General features: G+C 73.0%; 22 protein-coding genes and 1 pseudogene. 9 read left to right on the forward strand and 14 right to left on the reverse strand.

Going from position 1 to position 23,306, the window contains the following annotated elements:
• Positions 1–64: 64 nt before the first annotated feature.
• The 3 genes from ACGFQC_RS20630 to xylB form a co-directional block, all read right to left on the reverse strand.
• Positions 65–1,333: a GAF domain-containing protein gene (locus tag ACGFQC_RS20630; RefSeq protein WP_363090324.1), complete on the reverse strand. Its 1,269-nt coding sequence runs from the start codon at positions 1,331–1,333 to the stop codon at positions 65–67.
• Positions 1,334–1,496: 163 nt separating this feature from the next.
• Complete coding sequence (locus tag ACGFQC_RS20635) at positions 1,497–2,705, reverse strand: ROK family transcriptional regulator (RefSeq protein ID WP_363090323.1); 1,209 nt, start codon at positions 2,703–2,705, stop codon at positions 1,497–1,499.
• Between the two features lie 14 nt (positions 2,706–2,719).
• Positions 2,720–4,165: a xylulokinase gene (gene xylB, locus ACGFQC_RS20640; protein ID WP_363090322.1), complete on the reverse strand. Its 1,446-nt coding sequence runs from the start codon at positions 4,163–4,165 to the stop codon at positions 2,720–2,722.
• 116 nt (positions 4,166–4,281) lie between these two features.
• On the opposite strand from xylB, the gene xylA reads away from it, so the two are divergent.
• The gene (gene xylA, locus ACGFQC_RS20645) at positions 4,282–5,448 is read left to right on the forward strand and encodes a xylose isomerase (RefSeq protein WP_363090321.1); all 1,167 of its coding nucleotides are present in this window, start codon (positions 4,282–4,284) and stop codon (positions 5,446–5,448) included.
• A 263-nt stretch (positions 5,449–5,711) separates the two neighbouring features.
• Entirely contained in the window at positions 5,712–6,218 is a 507-nt protein-coding gene (locus ACGFQC_RS20650) for a hypothetical protein (protein ID WP_363090320.1), read from the forward strand.
• 176 nt (positions 6,219–6,394) lie between these two features.
• Here the strand turns inward: ACGFQC_RS20650 and ACGFQC_RS20655 are convergent, their stop codons facing one another.
• Both ACGFQC_RS20655 and ACGFQC_RS20660 read right to left on the reverse strand, forming a co-directional pair.
• Positions 6,395–7,705: an SWF or SNF family helicase gene (locus ACGFQC_RS20655; RefSeq protein WP_363090319.1), complete on the reverse strand. Its 1,311-nt coding sequence runs from the start codon at positions 7,703–7,705 to the stop codon at positions 6,395–6,397.
• Positions 7,702–10,527 carry a DEAD/DEAH box helicase gene (locus tag ACGFQC_RS20660; protein WP_363090318.1) on the reverse strand — a complete coding sequence of 942 codons (2,826 nt, stop codon included), beginning with the start codon at positions 10,525–10,527 and terminating at the stop codon, positions 7,702–7,704. The genes ACGFQC_RS20655 and ACGFQC_RS20660 overlap by 4 nt, the downstream gene beginning before the upstream one ends.
• Positions 10,528–10,796: 269 nt before the next feature.
• Between ACGFQC_RS20660 and ACGFQC_RS20665 the strand changes: the two genes are divergently transcribed.
• Positions 10,797–10,979 (forward strand): hypothetical protein, encoded by a 183-nt coding sequence (locus ACGFQC_RS20665; protein WP_363090317.1) that lies wholly within the window; start codon positions 10,797–10,799, stop codon positions 10,977–10,979.
• A 48-nt stretch (positions 10,980–11,027) separates the two neighbouring features.
• Here ACGFQC_RS20665 and ACGFQC_RS20670 read toward each other — a convergent pair whose 3' ends face one another.
• A complete protein-coding gene (locus tag ACGFQC_RS20670) occupies positions 11,028–11,873 on the reverse strand; it encodes a hypothetical protein (RefSeq protein ID WP_363090316.1) in 846 nt (281 codons plus the stop codon).
• Between the two features lie 137 nt (positions 11,874–12,010).
• Complete coding sequence (locus ACGFQC_RS20675; RefSeq protein WP_363090315.1) at positions 12,011–12,340, reverse strand: hypothetical protein; 330 nt, start codon at positions 12,338–12,340, stop codon at positions 12,011–12,013.
• 98 nt (positions 12,341–12,438) lie between these two features.
• Between ACGFQC_RS20675 and ACGFQC_RS20680 the strand changes: the two genes are divergently transcribed.
• Positions 12,439–13,335: an oxygenase MpaB family protein gene (locus tag ACGFQC_RS20680; RefSeq protein WP_363090314.1), complete on the forward strand. Its 897-nt coding sequence runs from the start codon at positions 12,439–12,441 to the stop codon at positions 13,333–13,335.
• On the opposite strand, the gene ACGFQC_RS20685 is transcribed toward ACGFQC_RS20680, so the two are convergent.
• On the reverse strand, positions 13,321–13,845 hold the full coding sequence (locus ACGFQC_RS20685) for a PadR family transcriptional regulator (protein ID WP_363090313.1): 525 nt from the start codon (positions 13,843–13,845) through the stop codon (positions 13,321–13,323). The two genes, ACGFQC_RS20680 and ACGFQC_RS20685, sit on opposite strands and share 15 nt — an antisense overlap.
• A gap of 137 nt (positions 13,846–13,982) precedes the next feature.
• Between ACGFQC_RS20685 and ACGFQC_RS20690 the strand changes: the two genes are divergently transcribed.
• Positions 13,983–14,741: an alpha/beta hydrolase gene (locus ACGFQC_RS20690; RefSeq protein ID WP_363090312.1), complete on the forward strand. Its 759-nt coding sequence runs from the start codon at positions 13,983–13,985 to the stop codon at positions 14,739–14,741.
• Positions 14,742–14,744: 3 nt separating this feature from the next.
• Here ACGFQC_RS20690 and ACGFQC_RS20695 read toward each other — a convergent pair whose 3' ends face one another.
• Positions 14,745–15,344, reverse strand: a complete 600-nt coding sequence (locus ACGFQC_RS20695) for a class I SAM-dependent methyltransferase (RefSeq protein ID WP_363090311.1) — start codon at positions 15,342–15,344, stop codon at positions 14,745–14,747.
• An 83-nt stretch (positions 15,345–15,427) separates the two neighbouring features.
• Between ACGFQC_RS20695 and ACGFQC_RS20700 the strand changes: the two are divergent.
• A pseudogene (locus ACGFQC_RS20700) lies at positions 15,428–15,772 on the forward strand (ATP/GTP-binding protein); the annotation flags it as partial.
• Positions 15,773–15,790: 18 nt separating this feature from the next.
• On the opposite strand, the gene ACGFQC_RS20705 reads toward ACGFQC_RS20700, so the two are convergent.
• Positions 15,791–16,219 carry a PPOX class F420-dependent oxidoreductase gene (locus tag ACGFQC_RS20705; protein ID WP_363090310.1) on the reverse strand — a complete coding sequence of 143 codons (429 nt, stop codon included), beginning with the start codon at positions 16,217–16,219 and terminating at the stop codon, positions 15,791–15,793.
• A gap of 105 nt (positions 16,220–16,324) precedes the next feature.
• Here ACGFQC_RS20705 and ACGFQC_RS20710 point away from each other — a divergent pair, with 105 nt between their 5' ends.
• Together ACGFQC_RS20710 and ACGFQC_RS20715 are read left to right on the forward strand one after the other, a co-directional pair.
• Entirely contained in the window at positions 16,325–16,738 is a 414-nt protein-coding gene (locus tag ACGFQC_RS20710) for a roadblock/LC7 domain-containing protein (RefSeq protein ID WP_363090309.1), read from the forward strand.
• Positions 16,739–16,864: 126 nt separating this feature from the next.
• The gene (locus tag ACGFQC_RS20715; RefSeq protein WP_363090308.1) at positions 16,865–17,818 is read left to right on the forward strand and encodes a DUF6397 family protein; all 954 of its coding nucleotides are present in this window, start codon (positions 16,865–16,867) and stop codon (positions 17,816–17,818) included.
• Here the strand turns inward: ACGFQC_RS20715 and ACGFQC_RS20720 are convergent.
• Positions 17,764–18,630 carry an acyl-CoA thioesterase II gene (locus tag ACGFQC_RS20720; RefSeq protein WP_363090307.1) on the reverse strand — a complete coding sequence of 289 codons (867 nt, stop codon included), beginning with the start codon at positions 18,628–18,630 and terminating at the stop codon, positions 17,764–17,766. The genes ACGFQC_RS20715 and ACGFQC_RS20720 overlap by 55 nt on opposite strands.
• A 40-nt stretch (positions 18,631–18,670) precedes the next feature.
• The gene (locus ACGFQC_RS20725) at positions 18,671–21,184 is read right to left on the reverse strand and encodes a DUF3516 domain-containing protein (protein WP_363090306.1); all 2,514 of its coding nucleotides are present in this window, start codon (positions 21,182–21,184) and stop codon (positions 18,671–18,673) included.
• 145 nt (positions 21,185–21,329) lie between these two features.
• On the opposite strand from ACGFQC_RS20725, the gene ACGFQC_RS20730 reads away from it, so the two are divergent.
• Positions 21,330–22,124, forward strand: coding sequence for a metal-dependent hydrolase (locus ACGFQC_RS20730; protein ID WP_363090305.1), 795 nt, complete (start codon positions 21,330–21,332; stop codon positions 22,122–22,124).
• A gap of 41 nt (positions 22,125–22,165) precedes the next feature.
• Here ACGFQC_RS20730 and ACGFQC_RS20735 read toward each other — a convergent pair whose 3' ends face one another.
• The gene (locus ACGFQC_RS20735) at positions 22,166–22,420 is read right to left on the reverse strand and encodes a type B 50S ribosomal protein L31 (RefSeq protein WP_363090304.1); all 255 of its coding nucleotides are present in this window, start codon (positions 22,418–22,420) and stop codon (positions 22,166–22,168) included.
• Between the two features lie 87 nt (positions 22,421–22,507).
• On the reverse strand, positions 22,508–22,978 hold the full coding sequence (locus tag ACGFQC_RS20740) for a DUF5709 domain-containing protein (protein WP_363090303.1): 471 nt from the start codon (positions 22,976–22,978) through the stop codon (positions 22,508–22,510).
• Between the last annotated feature and the right edge of the window lie 328 nt (positions 22,979–23,306).

Below are 23,306 nucleotides of genomic sequence, written 5' to 3' on the forward strand. Positions count from 1 at the left end.
GGTGCCGGTCCGGGCGGCGCGTGGGCAGGGTGACTTGTCGACGGTGCCGGTGGGCGGCCGGTGGTCAGCGGCGCGTCCATGGCGCCGGCGCCGCCAGCTCCGACTCCAGTGCGGCCAGCCGAGCCCGTACCGCGGCCGTCGGCCGTGCCGTCGCCAGTGCCCGCCACACGTCGACGTCGTCCTCGCCCCACGGCGCGTGCGCCCAGTCGGCGAGCAGGTCGGGGTCCCGGCCGGCCAGCAGAGCGGCGCGCAGGCCGCCGACCAGGCGGTCCCGGAGCCGTACCACCGCCGGTGCCCGCGACGCCGGCAGCGGCGGCCCGGCGTACGCCGTGATCGCGGCCGTGACCGCCCCGGCCGCCAGCCGCCGCTCCACGACGGCGACGTCCGACTCGACGGGGACGGTGAGCCGGTACGGCCGCGAGGCCAGCAACCCCGGTCCCAGCACCCCGCGCAGCCGGGCGAGTTCGACCCGCAGCGTCACCGGCGTCACCGACTCGTCCTCGTACAGGGCGCACAGCAGCTCGTCCCCGGTCAGGCCCTCCGGACGGCGGGCCAGCAGGACCACGATCTCGCTGTGCCGTCGGCTCAGCCTGATCCGTCGCCCGCCCACCGCGAGGTGTGCCTCGTCGCGCCCCAGCACGGTCAGCTCGGGCGGGTCGGTCTCCGGCCGCTCCGGGGCGAGCAGCGCGAGGTGCGACTCCGCGGCCCGCGCGACCGCCTGGACGAAGCCCAGGCTGTGCGGATGCGCCAGCCCGTCGCCGCCGGTGATGTCCACCGCGCCCAGCACCCGCCCGGTCCGCGGGTCGTGCACCGGCGCCGCCGCGCAGGTCCACGGCTGCACCCGCCGGATGAAGTGCTCGGCCGCGAACACCTGCACCGGCCGGTCCACGGCGACCGCGGTCCCCGGGGCGTTCGTCCCCACCGCGGTCTCCGACCACCGCGCGCCCGGCACGAAGTTCATCCGCCCCGCCTGCCGCCGGGTCGCCGGGTGACCCTCCACCCAGAGCAGCCGGCCGTGCGCGTCGCAGACCGCGAGGAGGTGTTCTCCGTCGGCGGCGAACGTGCCCATCAACTCCCGGAACAGCGGCATCACCCGTGCCAGTGGATGCTCGGCCCGGTAGGCGCCGAGGTCCGCGTCGGTCAGCTCCACGTCCGCGGTGCCGTCCGGCCCGACGCCCGCCCGCGCCGATCGCCGCCACGAGTCGGCCACCACGGACCGCACCGGCCGCGGCACCCTGCCGGCCCGGGTGAACGCGTCGTGCGCCCGCCGCAGTGTCCGTACACGCTCGGCGGGGTCGGCACCCGGTTCCAGGGCCACCCAGGGATCGGTCACGTCGTCCTCCGGAAGGCGATGCGGCTGGGGACATCGTCACGCCGGGGGTGCCTCCCGACAACCGTTTGGACCGGGGTCACCCGAAAGAGGGGAACAGCGGCAGCTCGCGGGGACGCCTTCGCGCTCCGGCCCTGCCGGCGCATCGGGCGTCGGGCCCGGGCACTCAGCCCCGCCCCGCCACTCCCGCCGGGTCGTCCAGCACCGCCCGCACCACGGAGTGTGCCGCACCGAGCAGCGGGCCCTCCGGGCCCAGCGGGGAGACGGACACCGGCCAGGGCGGGCCGGCCGTGCGGCGGGCGAGCTCGGACTCCAGGGACGGCAGCAGCCAGGGCGCGAGTCCGGCGAGGGCCCCGCCGAGCACGACGGCCTCCGGGTCCAGCAGGTTGAGGGCTCCGGTGAGGGCGACACCCAGCGCCGTGCCCGCCTCGCGCAGTGCCCCGCGTACCCGCTCGTCGCCGTCCGCCGCGCGCCGGGCCAGCAGCCCGACGCGGTCCTCGCCCGGTTCCAGGCCGGCCGCGCGCAGGACCGCCTCCTCGCCGGCGTACTGCTCCAGGCAGCCACGGCCGCCGCACACGCAGTCCGGCCCGTCGGGACGGACCGGAACGTGCCCCAGTTCGCCGGCGAAACCGCGGGTACCGCGCAGCAGGCTGCCGTCGACGACGAGTGCGGCACCGATGCCGATCTCCGCCGAGACGTGCAGGAAGTCCCGCGGCGTGTCCGTGCCGAGCCAGAGTTCCGCGAGGCCGCCGAAGTTGGCCTCGTTGTCCACGGTCAGCGGGAACCCGCCGGGCAGCAGGGCGCCGAGATCGACGTCGTGCCAGTCCAGGTTCGGGGCGCGGACGACGGTGCGGGCGTCCCGGCCCACCAGCCCGGGGACGGCCACCGCGAGCCCCGCCGGCCACAGCCCCTCACGCTCCCCGTCGGCCACGACCCGGCGCACGAGCGCGGTGAGTTCCCGGAGCACCGGTCCGGGGGCACGGCCCCGGTTCGTGCCGTGCCGTACGGCGCGCGCCCGCACCTCGCCGCGCAGGTCGACGGCGCAGACCGCGAGGTGGTCCACGCCGATCTCCGCGCCGATCCCCGCCGGCCCGCGCCCGCTGATCGCGAGCGCCGATCCGGGCCGGCCCACCCTGCCCGGCCGCTCGGGGCCGAGTTCCTCGATCAGACCGGTGCGTATGAGCTCGTCGACGAGCGTCGAGACCGCCGCACGGGTCAGGCCGATGTGTGCGGCGACCGCCGCCCGTGACAGCGGTCCCTCGGCGCTGACGGCGTGCATCACCCGGGCGAGGTTGCGGCGGCGCATGCCCTGCTGGGTGTCGGGCAGCGTTCGCCCGGGGCCGGTCGGGCGGGCCTCGTGCGGCGGTGCGCTCATGCCTGCGTCGATCCTCAGTGGGTGTCCGTGCCCCGCTCCAGCAGCGGGGACGCGTCGGAGAGTACCCCGGCGATCCTGGCCAGGGCCGCCTCGTCCCGCTCCACGGCGTCGAGCACCGGGCCCCGCGCGGTGTTCCAGCGCCGGGCGACGGCGGCCGGGTCCTCCCCGGTCAGCAGGCCGGCCGCCTGTGCCGCGGCACCCAGTGCGACGAGTTCCCTGGCGTCCGGGATCTGCACGGGCCGTCCGGACAGCCGGCGCACGGTCTGCTGCCAGGCCGTGCCGCGGGCGCCGCCGCCGATCAGCAGCAGCGGGGCGGTGCGGTCGGCGTCCTCGTCGAGGACCAGGTCGAGCGCGCCGAGCAGGGAGTGCACGGCACCGTCGTAGGCGGCCTGGAGCAGCTGGCCGGCGGTGGTGTCGTGGCGCAGGCCGTGCAGCAGACCGGAGGCGTTCGGCAGGTTCGGGGTGCGCTCGCCGTCCAGGTAGGGCAGGAGCGTGAGACCGGCGGCGGGCTCGACGGCCTCACGGTCGAGGCCGAGCAGGGCGGCGACGCGGTCGACGGCGAGGGTGCAGTTCAGGGTGCACGCCAGCGGGAGCCAGGCGCCGTGCGCGTCGGCGAAGCCGGCCACCGTGCCCGTCGGGTCGGTGGGGCGCCGCTTCGACACGGCGTACACCGTGCCCGAGGTGCCGAGGCTCAGCACCGGGCTGCCGGGGCGCAGCCCGAGGCCGAGCGCGGCCGCCGCGTTGTCGCCGGTGCCCGCGGCGACCAGGGTGCCCTTGGAGAACGGCAGGTCGTGACTGTCCCGCACGGTGCCCGCCACCTCGCCGGGCCGCACCACGCGCGGCAGCAGTGCCGGGTCGAGGCCGACACGGTCCAGGATCTCGTCGTCGTACGCCTCGGTCGCGGACGCCCACCAGCCGGTGCCGGAGGCGTCACCGCGGTCGGTCGTGCCCTCGCCCGTGAGACGTCCGGTGAGGTAGTCGTGGGGGAGGCGGACGGCCTTGGTCGCGCGCAGGGCCTGCGGCTCGTGCTCGGCGAGCCACGCCCACTTCGTGACCGTGAAGGAGGCGGCCGGCACCAGGCCGGTGCGCTCCGCCCAGAACTTCGCGCCGCCCAGTTCCTCCGTCAGCCGGCGGGCCTGCGGGGCCGAGCGCACGTCGTTCCACAGCAGCGCCGGGCGCACCGGTTCGCCGCGTCCGTCCAGCGTCACGAGCCCGTGCTGCTGCCCGCCGACGGACACGGCAGCCGCTTCGCGCGCCGCGTCACCGCACTGGCGCAGGGCCTCGTGCAGGGCGTCCCACCACTGGCGCGGGTCGCTCTCCCGGCCGGCGCCGGAGGTCACCGTGTGCGGTGCCTGGCCGCTCGCGACGACCCGGCCGGTGGCCGCGTCGACGACCAGCACCTTGGTGGACTGGGTGGACGTGTCCACGCCGACGACGAGCGGACCCTCGGCTGCTGACATCGGGATCTCCCTAACTTTTTCCGCGGCTCCGCGGGATCTGACTTCCCAGAGATGCTTCCGCATACTAATTTGTAAACGGCCATGACGAAATAGTCTGCAAGCAAGGAGCCGCGGCAATGAGCTACCAGCCCACCCCCGAGGACAGGTTCACCTTCGGTCTGTGGACCGTCGGCTGGCAGGGACGCGACCCGTTCGGTGACGCCACGCGGCGTGCCCTGGACCCGGTCGAGACGGTGCGGCGCCTGGCCGAGCTGGGCGCGCACGGCGTGACCTTCCACGACGACGACCTGATCCCCTTCGGGTCCTCCGACAGCGAGCGCGAGGAGCACATCAAGCGCTTCCGCCAGGCCCTGGACGCCACCGGCATGAAGGTGCCGATGGCCACCACCAACCTGTTCACGCACCCCGTCTTCAAGGACGGCGCGTTCACCGCGAACGACCGCGACGTGCGCCGCTACGCGCTGCGCAAGACGATCCGCAACATCGACCTGGCCGCCGAGCTGGGCGCGAAGACCTACGTCGCCTGGGGCGGGCGCGAGGGCGCGGAGTCCGGCGCCGCCAAGGACGTTCGGGTGGCCCTGGACCGGATGAAGGAGGCCTTCGACCTCCTCGGCGAGTACGTCGTCGAGCAGGGCTACGACCTGCGCTTCGCCATCGAGCCCAAGCCGAACGAGCCGCGCGGCGACATCCTGCTGCCCACCGTCGGGCACGCGCTGGCCTTCATCGAGCGCCTGGAGCGCCCGGAGCTGTACGGCGTCAACCCCGAGGTCGGTCACGAGCAGATGGCGGGCCTGAACTTCCCGCACGGCATCGCCCAGGCGCTGTGGGCGGGCAAGCTCTTCCACATCGACCTCAACGGCCAGTCCGGCATCAAGTACGACCAGGACCTGCGCTTCGGCGCCGGCGACCTGCGCTCGGCGTTCTGGCTGGTCGACCTGCTGGAGAGCGCCGGTTACGAGGGTCCCAAGCACTTCGACTTCAAGCCCCCGCGCACCGAGGACCTCGACGGCGTGTGGGCGTCGGCCGCGGGCTGCATGCGCAACTACCTGATCCTCAAGGAGCGTGCGGCCGCGTTCCGCGACGACCCCGAGGTCCAGCAGGCCCTGCGTGACTCCCGCCTGGACCAGCTGGCCCAGCCCACAGCCGCCGACGGCCTGCAGGCCCTGCTCGCCGACCGTGCGGCGTTCGAGGACTTCGACGCCGACGCGGCCGCCGCCCGCGGCATGGCCTTCGAGCGTCTCGACCAGCTCGCCATGGACCACCTGCTCGGCGCCCGCGGCTGACGGCACGCGCGCGTGGGTGCGTCCGGACCCTTCCGGTGCCCTCACGCGCGCCGTTCGCCACGCACGCGCGTGTACTGATCACGACGCACGCGCGCGTACGATTCACCACGCACGCGCGTGTGGCTTACCGGTCAGGTGCGTGTGCGGCTCACGCGTACGCGGGTGTGCCGTCGGGACGTACGCGCGGGTGTGCCGTCGAACACGCCGAGCCGGGCGTCTCCGTGGGCAGTACGCCGGAATGATGCCGTCCACGGCATGAGCCGGTGTCGACTTCCGTTCAGGGGTCGCGCGTCGACGCGTCCACCGCGACCCTGGACGCCATGGCCATGCCGCCCGTACCGCCCAAGCCGCCCGGCCCGCCGGGTGACACGCCGCCTCCGGGCGGCTTCGGACCGCCTTCCCCGGGCTTCGGCCCCGATCGCGGCGCGGGAGGCGACGGCCGGCCGCCGTCCCAGCCGCCCCCCGCGCCGCCCGGCCCTCCCGACGGCCCCGGAAGGCACAGGAACCCGCTCTTCGCCGTGCTGGCGCTGCTGGTGGCCGCCGCAGCCGTCGTCGCCGTGGTGCTGATGGCCTCCGGGAACGACGACTCGCCCGACGGCGACGTGCCGGTGGGCACGGGCTCCTCGCCCACCCCCGCGCTCCGCCTGCCGAGCGGGCTGCCCAGCGGATTCCCGACCGAGCTGCCGTCCCAGCTGCCCAGTGGGCTGCCGACTGTGCTGCCGAGCGATCTCGAGTCCCTCCTGCCGTCTCTGGAGGAACTGCTCCCGTGAGCCTGCCGTCGTGCGGCACGCACGCGGCCGCGTGCCGCATCGCGCGTTGACGCATCGGTGACAGCGGACAGAGTCGGTTCACCCGCGGAACACCGTGCGACGCCCCGGTGAACGCGTGCCGTCGGCCGACCGTCGGTCCCGCCTGCCCGCCCGCCTCCACCGGAGCGGCCCCCACCTCAGGAGGGCCCTTCCTCCCCGTCGTACCCGACGGCTGCGTCGTAGTCGACGGCGGCCAGGGCCGTCGCCGGGTCCCGGGCCGCGTCCCCGGCCGGCACCCAGCGCCCGCGCTCCTTGCGGTACGGCCACCAGCGGCCGTCCCGCCCCAGACGCAGCTGACCGGCCGACCCGACCACCGTCCACCGGTTGCCCCGCGCCCGCAGCGCCGGCCGCTCGTCCTTCGCCCAGGCGGCGTCCAGGGCGGCACGCGCGCGTGCGAGAGCCTCGCCCTCGACGGTCCACTCCTCCTCGAGCGCCGCCAGGGCGGCCCGGCCCCCGATGCGCCAGGCCCGGACGGCCAGCTCCAGTTGCTCCCCGCCACGCCCGGAACCGGCGGCGAGCCGGTCCGACACGCGACGCGGCGTCCCGGCGTCCCGGGGACCGCCCGCCGCCAGCCGCACAGCGTCCTCACCGACCGTCAGCACTTCGGCCGGAGCCCGCCGTTCCGTACCGCTGCGCAGAGCCTCCGCGAGCAGGGCACGGGCCCGTACGGCCGTCCGGGCGGCCAAGAGTTCCAGGACGGCCGGTTCCACCTCCCCGGTGGGCGGAACCTCGGTGTCCAGCGAGGGCGGTACGCCGGGCTGTTCGGGCAGCCCGGGAACGGCGGGCAACGGAGGCAGGACGTGCCCGGCGAGGTACGCCTCCAGCGCGTCCACGCCCTCCTGCGGGGCGGACGCGGTCCCGGCCGGTGCCGCGGCGGTGCTGCGGGTCTGGAGGTCTGCGAGGAGGGCCCGTTCGGCGCCGCCGCGCAGAAGCAGCAGGACGAACGGATCCTCGTCGAGCAGCCGCGCCACCTGGTAGCACAGGGCCGTCGTGTGGCCGCAGTGGTCCCACGCGCCGCAGCCGCATTCCGCCTCCAGGTCGCCCGGCCCCGGCAGCAGGTCGACACCCGCCGTCCCCGCGTCCTCGACCAGGTGCGGCGGCAGCTCACGGTCGAGCAGCGCGGCCACGTGCCCGGCCCGTTCCACGGCCAGGTCCAGGAACCGGTCCCACTGGCCGTCCGTCAGGACGTCGAGCAGCACATCGGCCCGGTGTCCCGTGCCGTCACGGTCCTTGACGACGGCCGTGACCCGCCCCGGCCGAACCGACACGGCGCCCACCGCTCCCGCGCGCGCGAGCCTGCGGCCCGTCCGCACCTGCTGCCCGTCCAGCGCACCCTCCTCCAGTGCGGCCAGCCACGCCCGCCCCCACCACGACCGCGCGAAACCCCTCCCCAGTGCGGGAGGCGGCGCCTCAAAAGTGCGTTCCCGCTCGCTGTCGTACGCGTTCACCGCGTTCCCCCTCGCAGTTCGACCAGCTCGGCCAGTTCGGCGTTCGACAGTTCCGTGAACCCCGCCTCTCCGGAACCCAGCACGGCGTCGGCGAGTTCGCGCTTGCGGCGCAGCATCCCGGCGATGCGGTCCTCGACCGTGCCCTCCGCGATCAGCCGGTGCACCTGCACCGGCCGGGTCTGTCCGATGCGGTGGGCCCGGTCGGTGGCCTGCGCCTCGACGGCCGGGTTCCACCAGCGGTCGTAGTGCACGACGTGCTCCGCGCGCGTCAGGTTGAGTCCGGTCCCGGCGGCCTTGAGCGACAGCAGGAACACGGGCACCTCGCCGTCCTGGAAGCGCGCCACCATGGCCTCGCGCTCCGCGACGGGCGTGCCGCCGTGCAGGAACCGGGTCGGCACGCCCCGCGCGGCCAGGTGGCGTTCGAGAACCCGTGCCATGCGCACGTACTGCGTGAACACCAGGACGCTCGACCCCTCGGCGAGGATCGTGTCGAGCAGCTCGTCCAGCAGTTCGAGCTTCCCGGAGCGCCCGGCGGTCCTCGGCCGTTCCTCCTTGAGGTACTGCGCCGGGTGATTGCAGATCTGCTTGAGGCCGGTCAGGAGCTTCACGACCAGCCCGCGCCGCGCCATGTCGTCCGCCTCGGCGATCGCCGCGAGCGTCTCGCGCACCACGGCTTCGTACAGGCCCGCCTGTTCCCCGGTCAGGGACACCGGGTGATCGGTCTCGGTCTTGGGCGGCAGCTCGGGCGCGATGCCCGGGTCCGACTTGCGGCGGCGCAGCAGGAACGGGCTCACGAGCCGGGCGAGCCGTGCGGCCGCGGCCGGGTCCCCGCCCTCCTCGACCGCCCGCGCGTACCGGGTGCGGAACGTGCCCAGCCGGCCCAGCAGTCCGGGGGTCGTCCAGTCCAGGATCGCCCACAGCTCCGACAGGTTGTTCTCGACCGGCGTTCCCGTGAGCGCCACGCGCGCGCGTGCCCCGATCGTGCGCAGTGCTCGCGCGGTCTCCGCGTACGGGTTCTTCACGTGCTGCGCCTCGTCCGCCACCAGCAGCCCCCAGGGCACCTCGCCCAGCCGGCCCGCGTCCATGCGCAGGGTGCCGTAGGTGGTGAGGACGAACTCCCCGTCGGCCAGGTCCGCGAGATCGCGGCGCGGCCCGTGGAAGCGGCGCACGGGTGTGCCGGGGGCGAACTTCTCGATCTCCCGCTGCCAGTTGCCCATGAGGGACGTCGGGCAGACCACCAGCGTGGGACCGGCGGCAGAGGGGTCCGCCCGGCGGCGCAGGTGGAGGGCGATCAGGGTGACGGTCTTGCCGAGGCCCATGTCGTCGGCCAGGCAGCAGCCGACCCCCAGGGAGGTGTTCCTGGCCAGCCAGCCGAGGCCGCGTCGTTGGTAGTCGCGCAGCGTCGCGTGGAGCGCGGCGGGCTGTTCCACCGGTTCCTCGTCCTGCGGGCGCGACAGGCGCTCCCGCAGGACCGCGAGCCATCCCGTGGGCAGGACCTCGACGCGACGGCCGTCGACCTCCGTGGAGCCGGTCAGAGCGGCGGCGAGCGCGTCGACCGGGGTCACCTCGCGGTCCCGCCGGACGTGCGCGCGACGCACCTCCTGGGGGTCGATCAGCACCCACCGCTCGCGCAGCCGCACGAGCGGCCGGTTCGCCTCGGCGAGGCGGTCCAGCTCGTCGCGCGTGAGGTGCTGGTCGCCCAGCGCGAACGACCAGCTGAGAGTGAGGAGCGCGTCCGCGGACAGGAACGACGGCGTGTCCGAGGCGGCCCGGTCCGGTCCGGTGAGGTCGTCGGGCGGGCCCACCACCGCGCGGGCGGTGAGCGTGCGGGCCAGTTCCCTGGGCCAGTGCACCTCGACTCCCGCCGTGGCCAGCGCCCGCGATCCTTCTCCCAGGAGTTCCGAGATCTCCTCGTCGACCAGATCGACGGAGTCCGGCACGGCCGCCGACAGCAGGGGCGTGAGCGCGGGCCACGCGCGGGCGGCACGGCGCAGGGCGAGGAGCGCGTCCCTTCGCGCGTGTGGGCCGAACACCGGCCGGCCGGCACCGGAGCCCTGCCAGATCTCTGCGGCGTCCGCGACGAGTGCGGGATCGCTCACGCTGTGCACCTGCGGCACGGCGCGGAAGGACGGTGCCGCCTCCTCGGCACCCGAGGCGAGCCCCGAGATCTCGATCCGCAGCGAAACCCGTACACCGGCGTCGTGGCCGGCCGCCACGTCGGCGGCCCAGGCCCGCAGCTGCGGCACGCGCAGCGGCCCTGGCGCCGCGTAGGCCGGTCCGCCCGTCAGGAGCGGTGCGGCGGGGGAGCGGGGGAGAGTGTCCGCGACCGCGTCCAGGAAGGCCCGCAGCAGCCGTTCCTGGTCCGGCAGCCGCAGCGGCGGGACGTGGTCCAGCGGTAGGGCGTGTGCCTCCGGAGGCATGGCGGCGGCCAGCCGGCGCACCCGCTCGACGTCGTCCGGTCCCAGGGGACCCGCGCGCCAGGCGTCGTGATCGTCCGGGGAGAGACCGGGCAGCAGCAGCCCGCGCGCGGTGAGCTCGAGGGCCGTCAGAGCCGCCGCCCCCCAGAAGGCGACCGCCCGGTGCGCCTCGCGAACGGCACGCGCGCGGGTGAGGACGGGCAGGGCCTCGTGCACCGGCAGCAGCACGGCCGGTACGCGGACCAGTGCCACGCCCGTACCGGAGGGGCGGACGACGGACAGGTCCTCCAGTGAGCCCGCCCCTGGGACGGGCGGGACCTCGCCGTCGTGCTGCCAGAAGGCGAAGCGGCCGGTACGCGCGGGGACGCCGGGCACGAACACCGCGGGCCGACGTGCCAGTTCCATGGTCTCGGACGGTGTTCCGGCGGAAACCCACTGCACGGAGATGCCACTCCTCAAATTTGACTACTGATGTCGGCGGCCGAGGGTACAGCACTCCGCCACCGAACGCGTGCCGCCGCAGGAAGGGCTCCCGCGAGATGCGCGGTCGAGAGGGCTCAGGGGCATCTCGGGGTGGACGTCAGGGACGTCTCAGGGCTGATGCTGGAACCGGGCGCCGCGCAGAGCCGTTCTCACACCAGAGAGCGGCAGTGGCCGCGGAGGAGGCGACGCACATGTCGAAGAACGCGAAGATCGCCGCAGGAGGTGTGGCCGTAGGGCTCCTGTTGCTGATCTGGCTGCCCTGGTGGGCGGCTCTGCTGATCGTGCTGGGGGTTCCGGCCGTGGCGTACCTCGCGCTGGATCCCTCGCAGCGGCGCAGGCTGCGCCGGGTCACGCGCAAGGAGATCGGCCGCTGATCCGCGGGGGCCGCGTCGCGGCCCCCGCCGTCCGGCATACCCGCGGGCTCAGCTGGGCCGTACGGCCATTTTGTCGAGCGCCTCGAGCAGGCCGGGCAGTTCTGGCCCCCGCCCGACCGGGAGCACCTCACCCGGTTCGTCGTCGAGCAGGACGAAGGCGATGTCGTCGGTGCGGGCCACCAGCGACCAGCCGGGGCCGTCCGCGCGCAGCGTGCGCGCGTCACCCGGAGCGAACGAGGAGCGCACGCGCCCCAGCGGAGGCGGTGTCTCCATGTAGGCACGGACCTCCGCGAGGACGCGTCGGACACCACCGTGCCCCGCCGGGGTGTTCCTGCCGTGCTCTTCCCCTTCCCCGCCATGGGCCGGCTCCGCCCCTTCCGGCGCGGGCGCGAACTCGGCGTCGTCGATCTGCTCTCGCCACACCGCCCACTGGAGCGCGATCTCGTCGGCCCCCAGCCGCCGCTGCGCGGGGCCCCAGACGGTCGTGTCCGGCGGACGCAGGGCTGGGCCGTCCGTTGCCTCCGGCTCGGGGTCGTGAGGCGCCGGCACGCCGGGCGCCGCGACGGCCACCGCCAGGGGCCAACCGGGCAGGGCGGCGACCACCGTGCGTTCGTCGGGCGACAGGTCGTACTCCATGCCGCAGTCCCACGACGCGATGGCGACGGCCACCAGCGACACGTCGTCGATGACGACCGTCCACCGGGCGCCCTCGCCGTCCTGGCCCAGCACCAGGCCGTAGCCGTCGGCGAGCGGCGCGAGGCCGAGCGCCGCGCAGGCCTCCGGGTAGTCGTCGCCCAGCACACTCGGGAACTTCGCCGGCGTCAGCAGTACCGCCGTGAGCACGTAGAGCGCATCGTCCGCGGCGGCGACGGCGTCCTCTTCCGTCCCTGCCATCCCAGCCTCCCCGTCGGTTCGTCCATCGGCGCGCACCCTAGTGCGGCGAGAAGGAGCTTGTCACGACTCCTCGACCCGTCCGGAGCTGCAGTTTTCCTGCCGGACAGGGGCGAATCGCCCTCTTGCCGCCGGCAGTGTCACGCCGACGGCAGCCCGAGAAGAGCCCGCGCCACCGTCCGCGGTGACTCATCGCGCTCACGCGCGAGCGCGATCACCGCCCGGCACGCCAGTTCGTTGACCCCGAAGGACAGTGCCTCGGGGGGCACCCAGCCCGCCGCCTCCTCGATCCCGTCCTGATCGTCCTCCGCGCACGCCGCCACGTACGCGGCGGCCGCCTCGAACAGGTTGGGCGCGCGCTTCGTGCCGGATCCCCGAGAATCCCCGGCGGAACGCCCCTCGGCCGGACGCGGCCGCCCGCGCGTGGCGCCGAGAAGCCACCCCCGGATCCTGCGGACCGAGTCGAACATCGCAGACCGCCTTCCCTTGCCCGTTGTGCCGACCGAGCGTTCACCTGCTGTCACTCAGAGTAGAGTCGGAGTTCCGGCGGCAGAAGGGGGACGGAGCGGTGAAGCGCTACGAGCGGCTCGAACGGATCCGGCGCATGGACCCCGTGAAGGAGGCCTCCGAGATCTACCGGCTGACCGTCGCCCACGAGTTCCCCTGGGACGTCACCCGAGCCCTGGAGCTCGCCCTCTACCGCACCTACGCGGTGCCGAGCATCGGCCGTCTGCTCGCGCGCACGGCGGAACTCACGGAGCGCCCGCAGAAACGCTACGACGACACCGCGCTGCTCCTCGACGCCGTCGTCGAGCACGGATTCGACAGCGAACAGGGCCGAACGGCCGTCCGCCGCATCAACCGCATGCACCACAGCTACGACATCAGCGACGACGACATGCGCTACGTGCTCTGCACGTTCGTCGTCGTGCCCAAGCGCTGGATCGACGCCTACGGATGGCGCAGGCTGTCCCGCCACGAGATCGTCGCCTCCATCGTCCACTACCGCACCCTCGGGCACCGGATGGGCATCAAGGGCGTCCCCTCGTCCTACGAGGAGTTCGAGACATTCCTCGACGCCTACGAGGAGGCCCACTTCGCCTGGGACGAGGGCGCGCGGGCGGTCTCGGACGCCACCCTCGACCTGATGGCCTCCTGGTACCCGAGGCCGCTCGCCCCCGTGCTGCGCACCGCCACCCTCGCCCTGCTGGACGAACCGCTCCTGCGGGCCTTCCGGTACACCCCGCCCGCCCCCGTCACGCGCGCGCTGGTCCGTCGGGCCGTACGCGCGCGTGGACGTGCCGTCCGACTCCTCCCGCCGCGCCGCACACCGCACTTCGCGCGCCAGAACCGGGAGATCAGGAGTTACCCGGACGGCTACCGCCTCGAGCAGTTGGGCACCCGGCCGACGCCCGGACTGCGGGGCTGCCCCGTACGGCACGGTGACGGCTCAGCCTTCCAGTGACGTCAGGGTTTCGCGCAACCACGCGAGTTCGGCCCGCGAGGTCGCCCGGGCGACGGTCAGGACACCCCGCCGGAACGGGTCGTCCAACTCCTCCGCTCGCAGGGCCCGTTCGCCGTCGTAGAAGAAGCTCGCCGGCTCTTCGAGGAAGGCCAGCCGACGGCGCAGCAACGCTGCCTGGGCCGGGGCGTCGTCCAGGTGCCGCAGGAAGGCGAGCACCGTGAACCACCGGTTCTCGTCGGTGATGTCCCGCTGGTCGGGCTCGGCGAGCCGGCGGCGCAGCTCGAGTCGTCCCTCGCGAGTGAGGCTCAGAACGTGCCGGGGAGCGGCCACGGCGCCCGGCTCCGTGGCGCGCACCAGCAACCCCGCTCTCTCCAGGCGCTTGATCGCCGGATACAAGGTGCTCTCGGCCACGGGCCGCACATGGCCGGTCAGCGCCGAGATGCGCTTGCGCAGTTCGTAGCCGTGCAGCGGGGCGTCGTACAGGAAGCCGAGGATGGCGAGCTCCAGCATGACCGCATTCTGCCGCATCGGCGCAGTACCTCTTATGGGCACTACATCGGGAACAAACTATATCGCTGGCGTAATACATCGGTGGCGAAGTATGCTCGATGTGTTCGAGTCGATGACGGCGCGCCGGGGAGGCAGCGATGCGGCAGGCCGAGTTCGGTCCCGGCGGGAGCAGGATCCGCTGGACGGAGACACCGGGTGAGGAGCCCGCGCGCGTGTACGTGCACGGCCTGGGGGCCGCCTCGGCCGTCTACCACGCGCATGTGGCGGCCCGGCCCGAACTCGCGGGCCGGCGCAGCCTGTTCGTGGACCTGCCCGGACACGGCATCAGCGACCGGCCACAGGACTTCGGCTACACGCTCGAGGAGCACGCCGACGCGTTGGCCGCGGCGCTGGACGCGGCGGGCGTCACGGGTGCCGAGCTGGTCGCTCACAGCATGGGCGGTTCCGTGGCGATCGTCCTCGCCCACCGCCGGCCCGACCTGGTCGCACGGCTGGTCCTCACCGAAGCCAACCTCGACGCCTTCCCGCCCATGACCGCGGGCAGCAGCGGCATCGCCTCCTATACGGAGGACGAGTTCGTCCACAGCGGCCACGCGCGCGTGCTCGACGGAGTCGGACCGCTGTGGGCGGCGACCATGCGGTTGGCCGACCCGCGAGGCCTGCACCGTACCGCCGTCGGGCTGCGACGAGGATCCCGACCGGTCATGCGGAAGATCCTCATGGGACTCGACAAGGTCGAGCGCGTCTACCTGCAAGGCGAGTCGAGCGGTCCGCTCGACGGTGCCGACGCCCTGAGAACGGCGGGTGTACGGGTCGAGACCGTGCCGACCGCAGGGCACAACGTCATGTTCGACAACCCCGACGCCTTCGTGAAGGCTGTCGCCGGAGACACGTGAGCCTCAGCCCTCGCGCACGGCCAGCGCCAGGAACCGGGCGTCCTCGTCGACGTACGACGTCATGCGCCACCCCGAGCCCGCGAGCAGCGGCCGCAGGTTCGGCTCGGCACGCAGGTCGTTCGGGGTGATACTGCGGCCCTGGCGCGCCGCGAGGGCCGCCCTGCCGATCGGGTGGAAGAGGGCCAGCGCGCCGCCGGGACGGACCACCCGCGCCAGTTCGCGCAGGTTCCGCGAGGGGTCGGGCAGGTGGGCGACGAGACCTGCGGCGAACACCGCGTCGAGCGAACCGGAGCGCAGGGGGAGCGCGGTGACATCGGCGAGCAGCAGTCGCCCGGCACGGTCACGTCCGGCCCGCACGGCGGCTTCCAGCATCGCCGGGGTCAGATCCACCCCGACGACGATCCCGGAGGGCCCCACGGCGTCGCGCAGCGGTGGCAGGGCCCGTCCGGTGCCACAGCCCGCGTCGAGCACGCGGCCGCCCCCGTGCAGACCGAGTTCCGCGACTGCGGCCGCGTAGGCGGGGGCGTCGTCGGGGAACCGGCTGTCCCAGTCCGCCGCGCGCGGGGTGAAGAACTCCTGGACGTGTGTGTGGTCGTCGCTCATGTTCCGCATGATCCCTCACCGGTGCGGAGGGCGCCTTGGCGTACGCGTTCGAGCGGGAGGCGATCGGCCCGGCGCATTTCCGTCTCGGCACCCCGGGCCAGGACCGCTTCTGGTTCCTGTGGAACGAACTCTCCCAGGGAGCACCGGGCGCCGTGGTGCTCGCCGGCACCCGGAGGCTGGAGGACTGCCTCCCCGCGGTCGACTACTTCGAGCATCGGCACATCCCCTTCGTGGTGACCGTCAACCGCTTCACCGGAGCGCACTCCCACGGCGCCTCGGAGGTGTCCCGCGCCCTCGACCTGGACCGGGGAACCCCGGTCGTCCCGTGTGACGCCCGCGACCGCGACTCGGGGAAGGAGGTGCTGATCCGGCTCGTCGAGTACGCCGGGCGGATGCACACCGCCCGGATCCTCGACTCCGTGAGCTGAGGGAGGACGCCCTTCGCGTCAGTCCGCCACGGCCCTCTGCGCCAGGACCTTCTCGATCCCGACGCGGACCAGCAGTTCGCCCGGGACGCCGTTGCGGGCCCCGAACGCCTCGGCCCGGTCCTCTCCCACGTACCGCGCCGCGATACGGGTCGCCCACAGCCGCACCTGGTCGAGGTCCTCCGAGATCCGGGCTCGCCCCTGCAGCACCACGAAGTCGAACGGCGGCCGGTCGTCGTCCACGCACAGGGCGACCCGGCCGTCCCGCGCCAGATTGCGCCCCTTCACCGTCTCCTTACCGGTGTTGAACACCACCTCGTCCCCGTCGAGCAGGAACCAGACGGGTGCCACGTGCGGGCTTCCGTCGGCCCGTACCGTCGACAGCTTTGCGGTGCGGGTGCCCTGCGAGACGAACGCCCGCCATTCCTCGTCGGTCATCTTCTGTGCCATGCCCCCATCCTCCTTGCCCGGCGGCCGGAGGTGGGGAAGGCTGGCGGACGGACCTGTCGGCCAGGCGGGAACATCACACGGGGAAACGTCACGGGGAGACGGATCATGGCACAGAAGCAGAGCCTGGGATGGCTGCTGGACGACCTGACCGAGCGCGTCGAACAAGTGCACCACGCGCTGGTCCTGTCCAACGACGGGCTGGTGGCGGGCGCGAGCACGGGACTGCGCAGGGAGGACGCCGAGCACCTCGCCGCAGTCTCGTCCGGACTGCACAGCCTCGCCAAGGGATCCGGCCGTCACTTCGGTGTCGGCGGGGTGCGCCAGACGATGGTCGAGTTCGACGACGCGGTGCTGTTCGTCACGGCCGCCGGCAGCGGCAGCTGTCTCTGCGTGCTCAGCACGGCCGAGGCCGACATGGGACAGATCGCCTACGAGATGGCCCTGCTCGTCAATCGCGTCGGAGAGCACCTCGCCGTCGACGCGCGCCGACCCGACAGCGACCCCTATCCGCACCTCTGACCTGCGTGTTCGCTTTCCCCGTGGACTTATCCACAGGCCGCCAAGAGTTTCGCGAATCCGGCTACGGTTTTTCCCGAGGCCACCGCGGACGGCGCGGGGCCCCGCACTCCACGGGGGAGACCGACCATGTCAGGCAACACCGTCGCGTCACCGCACGCCCTCTCCTGCACCTACAGCCGCGCGGCACGGGAACTGGGCCTCAAGCGCAGCCAGTTCGATCTCGCCGTGCACCTCGGACGCATCAGGACCGTGCCCGACGAAGGAGGCGGGGGCCGCCGGGTGGCCCGCGCCGAGATCGACCGCCTGCGCGCGGCACCCGGCTTCCCCGACGCCCTGACCAGGAGCGTCGAGGCCGTCGGCACCACCGAGGCGGCAGCCGTCATGCGGGTGCCCCCGAGCCGGTTCACCCGCTTGGCCAGGATGGGGTTCCTGGTGCCCGTGACGTTCTATCCGAATCGCTACCGTGCCGTCGTATGGCTCTATCTCGCCGATGAACTAAGGCAGTTCGCCGGCGACGAGGACAACGCCACCCTGCTGACGGGCCGTGCGCCCGAGGGGATGCGGGAGCAGTTGGCCGCCGGACTGGACCTGCGGGCCCGGAACTGGCGCGGGCGGCACCTCGGATCCCTGCTGCGGCAGGCCGAGGGTCCCTGGCAGCGGGCGGGCGCCCTGGCCGCCCTCCTGGACCCGGCACAGGTCGCCGACATCGCCAGGGACCCCTACGAACGCTCCCACCTGAACCGCTTCCGGCCCGGACCCCCGACGCACAGCGTCCCGGGTTCACCGGCAGCGCGGCTGGCGGAGAGGATCATGACGGCGGCCGACCCCGACGAGATCGCCTGGCTGCGCTCCGACCTGGCGCACGCCCTCGAACTGGCCCGCGCACACCGACCGGCACCACGACCCGCCGCGAAGCCCGCCCCGCCACGGCCGGCCGGGAAACGGGAGCAGGCTCCGCGGACCGATCGGCCCAGGACCGGACTCCTGGGCCGGCTGCTCCGCAGAAGCGTCCGAGACGCCCGGGCCTACAGCTTCCGGAACAGGCCCTCCTGCACGACGGACACCAGCAGTCGCCCCTGAAGGTCGTAGATCCGCCCGCGGGCCAGACCGCGACCCCCGATCGCGACGGGCGACTCCTGGTCGTAGAGGAACCACTCGTCCGCGCGGAACGGCCGGTGGAACCACATCGCGTGGTCCAGGGACGCCATGTCGAAGTTCCGGGGCCCCCACAGCGGTTCGACCGGAAGACGCACGGCGTCCAGGAGAGTCATGTCGCTGGCGTACGTCAGGGCGCAGGTGTGCACCAGCGGATCGTCACCCAGCGGACCGACGGCACGCATCCAGACCGCACTGCGCGGCTCGGCGTCCTTGATCTCCTCGGAGCTCCAGCGCAGCCGGTCCGCGTACCGGATGTCGAAGGGCTGCCGTCGCGCCATCCGCTCCAGCTGCTCCGGCAGTGCCCCCAGATGTGCCCGGACCTCCTCGGTGACCGTCGGCAGGGACTCCGGATCCGGCACCTCGCGGGCCGGTGGCAGCTGGTGCTCGAAGGGACCTTCCTCAGGTTTGTGAAAGGAGGCGGTGAGATTGAAGATCGTGCGTCCCTGCTGCACCGCGGTGACCCGGCGGGTCGTGAACGACCGCCCGTCCCGAACCCGTTCGACCTGGTACACGATCGGCACCCCCGGCTGGCCCGGCCGAAGGAAGTACGCGTGCAGCGAGTGCACGGGCCGGTCGCCCTCCGTCGTCCGGCCGGCCGCCACCAGCGCCTGGCCGGCGACCTGTCCGCCGAAGACCCGCTGCAGCGACTCCTGCGGGCTGCGGCCGCGGAAGATGTTGACCTCGATCTGCTCGAGGTCCAGCAGGTCCACGAGCCTCTCGGCCGGATTCGTCATGTGTGTGCTTCTCCTGTGCGGTGTCTGCCTCGTCCTGTACTCACAACTGGCCGACGTCGGTGACACGGACCACCGCGCGACCCTCGGCGTCCGACGCCGCCAGGTCGACCTCCGCGCTGATGCCCCAGTCGTGATCGTCGTTCGGATCGTCGAAGATCTGACGGACCCGCCACAGTCCGTGCTGCGGCTCCTCCTTGATGACCAGCAGCTTGGGGCCGCGGGCGTCCGGACCGGTACCGAGGTCGTCGTACTCGTCCCAGTACTTGTCCATCGCCTCGCCCCACGCGTCGGCGTCCCAGCCGGACTCACCGTCCATCTCGCCCAACTCGTCGACATGATCGAGGGCGGCGAGTTCGACACGGCGGAACATCGCGTTGCGGACGAGGACACGGAAGGCACGCGCGTTGGCGGTGACGGGCTTGACCTCGTCGGCCTTCTCCTGGGCCTCCTCGGCGGTCATCTCCTCCGGGTTGGCCAGCTGCTCCCATTCGTCCAGCAGACTGGAGTCGACCTGCCGCACCATCTCGCCGAGCCACTCGATCAGATCCTGCAGGTCCTCCGACTTCAGGTCGTCCGGGACCGTGTGATCGAGCGCCTTGTAGGCGCTCGCCAGGTAGCGCAGCACGATGCCCTCGGTGCGGGCCAGCTCGTAGTGCGACACCAGCTCGGTGAACGACATCGCCCGCTCGTACATGTCACGGATCACCGACTTCGGCGACAGCGGATGGTCACCCACCCACGGGTGACTCCTGCGGTACGTGTCGTACGCGTGGAACAGCAGCTCCTCCAGCGGCTTCGGGTACGTGATGTCCTGGAGACGCTCCATGCGCTCCTCGTACTCCACACCGTCCGACTTCATCGCGGCGACCGCCTCGCCGCGCGCCTTGTTCTGCTGGGCCGCGAGGATCTGCCGCGGGTCGTCCAGCGTGGACTCCACGACGGAGACCATGTCGAGCGCGTACGACGGCGACTCCGGGTCCAGCAGCTCGAACGCGGCCAGTGCGAAGGTGGACAGCGGCTGGTTCAGTGCGAAGTCCTGCTGGAGGTCCACCGTCAGGCGGACGACGCGGCCCGTGGCGTCCGGCTCGTCGAGCTTCTCCACGATCCCGCCGTCCAGCAGCGAACGGTAGATCGCGATCGCGCGCCGGATGTGCCGCAGCTGCTGCTTGCGCGGCTCGTGGTTGTCCTCCAGCAGGTGCCGCATCGCCTCGAAGGCGTTGCCGGGGCGTGCGATGACCGACAGCAGCATCGTGTGCGTCACCCGGAAGCGGGAGGCCAGCGGCTCCGGGTCGGAGGCGATGAGCTTCTCGAAGGTGCTCTCGGTCCAGCCGACGAAGCCCTCGGGCGCCTTCTTGCGGACCACCTTGCGGCGCTTCTTCGGATCGTCGCCGGCCTTCGCGAGCGCCTTCTCGTTCTCGACGACGTGCTCGGGCGCCTGCGCGACCACCAGGCCCGCCGTGTCGAAGCCGGCCCGACCGGCCCGGCCCGCGATCTGGTGGAACTCACGGGCCCGCAGCGTGCGGACACGGCTGCCGTCGTACTTCGTCAGCGCCGTGAACAGCACGGTGCGGATCGGCACGTTGACGCCGACGCCGAGCGTGTCCGTCCCGCAGATCACCTTCAGCAGGCCGGCCTGGGCGAGCTTCTCCACGAGTCGCCGGTACTTGGGGAGCATGCCGGCGTGGTGCACGCCGATGCCGTGCCGTACGTAACGCGAGAGGTTGCGGCCGAATTTGGTGGTGAAGCGGAAGTTCCCGATCAGCTCGGCGATCCGCTCCTTCTCCTCGCGCGAACACATGTTGATGCTCATCAGCGCCTGCGCCCGCTCCACCGCCTGCGCCTGAGTGAAGTGCACGATGTACACGGGAGCCTGCTTCGTCTCCAGCAGCTCGGTGAGCGTCTCCGTGAGCGGCGTGAAGCGGTACTCGTAGGACAGCGGTACGGGCCGGGTCGCCGAGCGGACCACCGCGGTGGGCCGGCCGGTGCGCCGGGCGAGGTCCTTCTCGAAGAAGGACACGTCGCCGAGCGTGGCCGACATGAGGATGAACTGGGCCTGTGGCAGTTCCAGGATCGGGATCTGCCAGGCCCAGCCGCGATCACCCTCCGCGTAGAAGTGGAACTCGTCCATGACGACCTGGCCGACGTCCGCGTGCCTGCCGTCGCGCAGCGCGATCGACGCGAGCACCTCGGCGGTGCAGCAGATGACCGGGGCGTCGGCGTTGACGGACGCGTCACCGGTGAGCATGCCGACGTTCTCCGTGCCGAAGATCTTGCACAGCTCGAAGAACTTCTCCGACACCAGCGCCTTGATCGGAGCGGTGTAGAAGGTGACCTCGTCGCGGGCGAGAGCCGCGAAGTGCGCACCCGCCGCGATCATGCTCTTGCCGGAGCCGGTCGGCGTCGACACGATCACGTTCGCCCCGGAGACCGCCTCGATCAGCGCCTCCTCCTGATGGGGGTAGAGCGTCAGACCGCGCTCCTGGGCCCAGGACTCGAAGGCTTCGTACAGGGCGTCGGGATCTGCGGTCGGCGGCAGCTGATCGATGAGGGTCACGCCCCCATCTTGCCTGCCCCGGTGCGCAACGGGGGAATCGGATGCGGGACCGAAGATCACGGCAGCTACGCTGTGTCGCCGACGGAGCGTCATCGCACCCGTTCAACTGGACAGCGGCGCACGAGGAATGGGGCGGGCAACGGCCATGATGGGACCAGCACACTCACTGTCGGGCGCCGCCGCCTGGCTCGGCGTCGGCGCGGCGGCGGCCGCGGCCGGCCACTCGATGCCGTGGCCGGTGCTGCTCGCCGGCGCGCTGATCTGCGCCGGCGCTGCTCTGGCCCCGGACCTCGACCACAAGGCCGCGACGATCTCCCGCGCCTTCGGACCCCTCTCGCGCTGGCTGTGCGAGATCGTGGACAAGCTCTCCTACGCCGTCTACAAGAGCACGCGCAAGCAGGGCGACCCGCGCCGCTCCGGCGGGCACCGCACCCTGACGCACACCTGGCTGTGGGCGGTGACGATCGGCGCGGGCTGCTCGGCGCTGGCGATCACCGGCGGACGCTGGGCGGTTCTCGCGCTGCTCTTCGTCCACATGGTCCTGGCGATCGAGGGCCTGCTGTGGCGGGCGACGCGGGGGTCCAGCAGCGACGTGCTGGTGTGGCTGCTGGCGGCGGCGAGCGCGTGGATCATCGCCGGCTTGCTGGACAAGCCGGGCAACGGATCGGACTGGCTGTTCACGGACCCGGGCCAGGAGTACCTCTGGCTCGGACTGCCGATCGTGCTCGGCGCCCTGGTCCACGACATCGGGGACGCGCTGACCGTCTCGGGCTGTCCGGTTCTGTGGCCCATCCCGATCGGGCGCAAGCGCTGGTACCCGATCGGTCCGCCCAAGGCGATGCGGTTCCGGGCCGGAAGCTGGGTCGAGCTGAAGGTGCTGATGCCCGTGTTCATGGTGCTCGGAGGCGTGGGCGGCGCGGCCGCGCTCAACTACATCTGAGCCGTGCCGGGGCGAGTCCTGCCGGGGCCGACGGGATCGGCTCAGGTCGGCGTGCCTTCCCCGTAGCGCCGTTCGAAGCGGGCGATGCGGCCTTCCGTGTCCACGGTGCGGGCCTTGCCGGTGTGGAACGGGTGGCTCTCCGAGGAGATCTCGACATCCACGAGGGGGCAGGTCTCCCCGTCGTCCCACTCGATCGTCTGGTCGCTGGCCGCGGTGGACCGGGTCAGGAAGGCGCAGCCGGCCGTGCGGTCACGGAAGACGACCGAGTGGTGGTCGGGGTGCTTGTCCTGCTGCATGCGTGCTCCTCGGACAGTGCGCGCGGTGGGTGCGGGGCCGGCCGGCACGGGTGGGCCGCGGCGGCCGGACCGGACGGACGGCGCCGATCAGCCGGGCAGAGCGTCCTCGTCGACGATGTGCATCGCCGCCTCCTCCGCGGAGGAGGCGGCGCCGTCGATACCGACGTCGGTGGCGACCAGCGCACTCTCCTCGTCTTCGTGGGCTCCCTCGTCCGGTGCGACGAGTCGGCCGGAGCGGACGGCGCCGACCTCGTTGTCCAGGAGTTCCCCGTCGGTGCCGTCGCAGTCGCCGAGGCCGTCGCCGTCGGGTGCGACGAGGTCGGGCAGTTCCTCCGCGAGCCGCTGGTCCAGGGTCTCGCCCTGCCGGCGCTCCGCGGCCGTCACGCCGGAGTGCTCCACGGCCCAGGGCCGCTCAGGAGGCGACCATCCCCGGTCCAGGGGATCGCCGACGCCGTCGTTCTCCAGAGTGTCCTCCGCGTCGAGAAGTCCGGCGTCGTCCTGGATCTCGGAGGCGTCGGGCTGGTAGACGTCGTCTCCCCATCCGTCGGCGCTGTTCACGGGTACCTCCAGGGGGTGACGGGCCCATCCTCACCGCGGGGTCGGCGGTGGGCGACCGTGGCACGGGACACCGGCCGGTGGCGGTGCGCGCCGGACCGGCCGGCCCGGCTGCCTGCCGCGTGGGGTGCCGCTCTCCAGCGTTCCACCCCCCTTCGGGAGTGCGCAACGCCAGAACCGCGCCGGCGCGCTCGGACGCGGGCTGACGGCCTCCCCCCGGCGCCGTCGGCGGGGGGCGACTGCGGTGGTCCGCCGACGGGGGCCCCGCAGGTCTCGCACAGCGTCGCCGGCCCGGTGCGGTGACCGCCTCCCGTTCGTCCGGCGGTGATCC

The organism is Streptomyces sp. NPDC048734 (assembly GCF_043198675.1).
Taxonomy (GTDB): Bacteria; Actinomycetota; Actinomycetes; order Streptomycetales; family Streptomycetaceae; genus Streptomyces.